Genomic DNA, 3,840 nt, shown 5'->3' with positions numbered 1-3,840 from the left:
AGAGCGTGCCAGATGTCCTCGAAAAACAGATCTACCAATTCCTGGGCGTCCCGCTTGTTCAGGCCCAGCTCTTCATACAGACGTTCCGCCATCTCAGCTTTCGTCAAAGCCCCCATACGTCACTTCCTTAACGTGGCGTTCAACCTTTGTTCGAGCGAGGTGAGGATATTTTGCGTCGTCGAATTCACCTCATCGTCATTAAGAGTGCGCGATGGATGCTGCCAGGTCAAGCCAACTGCAAGGCTTTTTCTATCAGGATCAATGCCTTTACCCTGATATACGTCAAACAGCCTGAGATCTGTGAGCCATTCGCCTGCATTTTCACGGATTACGTCCAGTACTGCCGAGGCCGCGACGTCTTTGTGTGCAATTAATGCAAGGTCACGACGCACTTCAGGAAAGCGCGACAACTCGTGGAATTTCGGCATTTTACCGAGTGCCACTTCAGCCAGAACCAGCTCGAAAACGAAGACTGGACGATCCAGACCCAAGGCTTTCGACAATTCCGGGTGAATGGCGCCGATGAAACCGACTTCACGCCCTTCTCGCTCGATGCGCGCGGTTTGACCCGGGTGCAGCGCCGGGTGTTTGCCCGGTGCGAAAGTGAACGAATCCAGTGCACCGGCAAAACCCAGTACCGCTTCCACGTCAGCTTTGATGTCGAAGAAGTCGACGGTGTCGCGACCTTGTGCCCAGCCTTCCGGCAGACGGCTACCGCAGACAACACCCGACAGCATCGGCTCTTGCTTCAAACCTTCGAGCTGACCAACGAAGCGCAGACCGCTTTCGAACAGACGCACGCGATCTTGCTGACGATTGAGGTTGTGCTGCAGCGCCTTGACCAGACCCGGCCACAGCGACGAGCGCATGGCAGCCATGTCGTTGGAAATCGGATTGGCCAGCAACAGCGGCTCAACGCCTGGATTGAACAGTTCGAACTGGCGTGGATCGATGAAGCTGTAGGTAATCGCTTCCTGATAACCACGAGCCACCAGCAGACGACGCAGTTCCGGCAGATCGCTACGCGCTTCAGCCTTGGCTTGCGGCGCGAGACGCGCTTGCGGGTAACGAACCGGAAGACGGTTGTAACCGTACAGGCGAGCCAGTTCTTCGATCAGATCGACTTCAAGGCTGATGTCGAAGCGATGGCTTGGCACTTCTACACGCCATTGGTCAGCGCCGTCGGCAGTAATGCCCAGACCCAGGCCGCTGAGCAGACGCTCAACCTGAGCCGAATCCATTTCCATGCCGAGCATCTGGGTGATGCGCTGCGAACGCAGGGTGATCGGCGCGATCGACGGCAGGTGCTGCTCGCTGACGGTATCGATGATCGGGCCGGCTTCGCCGCCAGTGATTTCCAGCAGCAGGCCAGTGGCGCGCTCCATGGCTTCACGGGCCAGTTGCCAGTCAACGCCACGCTCGTAACGGTGCGACGCATCGGTGTGCAGACCGTAGGAACGAGCCTTGCCCGCCACAGCGATCTGGTCGAAGAAAGCACTTTCCAGAAACACGTCGCGAGTGGTCACGGACACACCGCTGTGCTCGCCACCCATCACACCGGCAATCGCCAGAGCGCGAGTGTGGTCGGCAATCACCAGCGTATCGCTACGCAGGCTGACTTCCTGACCGTCGAGCAGTACCAGCTTCTCGCCCTCTTCCGCCATGCGCACACGGATGCCGCCATTGATTTCGGCGAGATCGAAAGCGTGCAGCGGCTGACCCAGCTCGAGCATCACGTAGTTGGTGATGTCGACGGCAGCGTCGATGCTGCGCACGTCGGCACGACGCAGACGCTCAACCATCCACAGCGGCGTAGGCTTGGACAGGTCGACGTTACGGATCACGCGGCCGAGGTAACGCGGGCATGCAGCCGGCGCCAGCACTTCGACCGAACGCACTTCGTCGTGCACGGCAGCTACGGCCGGCACTACTGGACGGGTGACCGGAGCGTCATACAGCGCGCCAACTTCACGGGCCAGACCGGCCAGGGACAGGCAGTCGCCACGGTTAGGGGTCAGGTCAACCTCGATGCTGGCGTCTTCCAGATCCAGGTACACACGGAAATCTTCGCCCACTGGCGCATCGGCCGGCAGTTCCATCAGACCGTCGTTGCCTTCACCAACCTGCAGCTCGGCTTGCGAGCAGAGCATGCCGTTGGACTCAACGCCACGCAGTTTGGCTTTCTTGATTTTGAAGTCGCCCGGCAGTTCGGCACCGATCATGGCGAACGGAATCTTCAAGCCCGGACGCACGTTTGGCGCACCGCACACGACCTGGAAAGTTTCCGCGCCATTGCTGACCTGGCAAACGCGCAATTTGTCGGCATCAGGGTGTTGCTCGGTGCTCAGCACCTCACCCACAACCACGCCGCTGAATACACCGGCGGCCGGCGTAACGCTATCGACCTCAAGACCGGCCATCGACAGACGAGCGACCAGCTCATCGCGATCTACCTGCGGGCTAACCCAGCCACGCAGCCATTGTTCACTGAATTTCATCCTGCTCTCCTAAGAATTCGTTACGACTAGCGAAATTGCGCGAGGAACCGCAAGTCGTTGTCGAAGAACAGACGCAAGTCGTTCACGCCGTAACGGAGCATGGCCAGACGCTCGACGCCCATGCCGAAGGCAAAGCCGGAGAACTCTTCCGGATCGATGCCGGACATGCGCAGCACGTTCGGGTGAACCATGCCGCAGCCCATCACTTCCAGCCAGCCGGTCTGTTTGCAGACGCGGCAGCCTTTACCGCTGCACATCACGCATTCCATGTCGACTTCAGCGGATGGCTCGGTGAACGGGAAGTACGAAGGACGGAAACGTACGGCCAGTTCTTTCTCGAAGAACACCCGCAGGAATTCTTCGATGGTGCCTTTGAGATCGGCAAAATTGATGTCGCGATCAACCAGCAGGCCTTCGACCTGGTGGAACATCGGCGAGTGGGTGATATCGGAGTCGCTGCGATACACGCGGCCTGGGCAGACGATGCGGATCGGCGGCTGCTTCGATTCCATGGTGCGAACCTGTACCGGCGAGGTATGAGTGCGCAGCAACATGTTGGCGTTGAAATAGAAGGTGTCATGCATCGACCGGGCCGGGTGGTGGCCTGGGATATTGAGCGCTTCAAAGTTGTGATAGTCGTCTTCGACCTCAGGGCCTTCGGCAATGCCGTAGCCGATGCGGGTGAAGAACTGTTCAACACGTTCCAGAGTGCGGGTAACCGGATGCAGACCACCGGAGGTCTGGCCACGGCCCGGCAATGTCACGTCAATGGATTCGGCGGACAGTTTGGCAGCCAGTTCGGCTTCTTCAAACAAGGCCATGCGCGCATTGAGAACGCCTGTTACACGTTCCTTGGCAACGTTGATCAGGGCGCCGACTTGCGGACGCTCTTCTGCCGGTAAATTCCCCAGGGTCTTCATCACCTGAGTCAATTCACCCTTTTTGCCAAGGTATTGAACCCGGATTTGCTCCAGGGCATTGATATCTTCAGCGCTTTGCACAGCCTCTAGTGCTTGAGAGACCAGCGCATCCAGGTTTTCCATGTACAGACTCCAGATACAAAATAGGGGAAGAGCTTGAAGGCTCTTCCCCTATTTAAGACGTTTACCACCTGACCCCACGGAAGTGAGGCCGGGTGATTGTCGGGGGTACTTAAGCCAAGGTGGCTTTAGCTTTCTCGACAATCGCAGCAAACACCGCTTTTTCGTTCACTGCCAGATCAGCCAGAACCTTACGGTCGATCTCGATGGACGCTTTTTTCAGGCCAGCGATGAAACGGCTGTAGGACAGACCGTTAACACGAGCACCAGCGTTGATACGAGCGATCCACAGAGCGCGGAAC

The 3,840-nt window shown here is 58.1% G+C and carries 4 protein-coding genes; all 4 read right to left on the bottom strand.

The features are described 5' to 3' along the window. The coding region (locus tag ACIOMO_RS27780) for an HU family DNA-binding protein (protein ID WP_401244677.1) at positions 1 to 116 on the bottom strand (116 nt) is incomplete at its 3' end. Between the two features lie 3 nt (positions 117 to 119). Beyond that, on the bottom strand, positions 120 to 2,498 hold the full coding sequence (gene pheT / locus ACIOMO_RS27775) for a phenylalanine--tRNA ligase subunit beta (protein ID WP_401244673.1): 2,379 nt from the start codon (positions 2,496 to 2,498) through the stop codon (positions 120 to 122). Between the two features lie 26 nt (positions 2,499 to 2,524). Next, positions 2,525 to 3,541 carry a phenylalanine--tRNA ligase subunit alpha gene (gene pheS / locus ACIOMO_RS27770; RefSeq protein WP_003226365.1) on the bottom strand — a complete coding sequence of 339 codons (1,017 nt, stop codon included), beginning with the start codon at positions 3,539 to 3,541 and terminating at the stop codon, positions 2,525 to 2,527. A 109-nt stretch (positions 3,542 to 3,650) separates the two neighbouring features. Further along, positions 3,651 to 3,840, bottom strand: a 190-nt coding sequence (gene rplT, locus ACIOMO_RS27765; RefSeq protein WP_401244671.1) for a 50S ribosomal protein L20, incomplete at its 5' end; no start/stop codon positions are given.

The sequence above is a fragment of the Pseudomonas sp. NPDC087804 genome (assembly GCF_044742965.1).
In the GTDB taxonomy this organism is placed as follows: Bacteria; Pseudomonadota; Gammaproteobacteria; order Pseudomonadales; family Pseudomonadaceae; genus Aquipseudomonas; species Aquipseudomonas rustica.
This window is presented reverse-complemented; position numbering and strand designations above follow the sequence as displayed.

Excerpts from the sequence above, each read along its gene's own strand:
- pheT (WP_401244673.1), bottom strand. The coding sequence starts at position 2,498 with ATGAAATTCAGTGAACAATGGCTGCGTGGCTGGGTTAGCCCGCAGGTA.
- pheS (WP_003226365.1), bottom strand. The coding sequence starts at position 3,541 with ATGGAAAACCTGGATGCGCTGGTCTCTCAAGCACTAGAGGCTGTGCAA.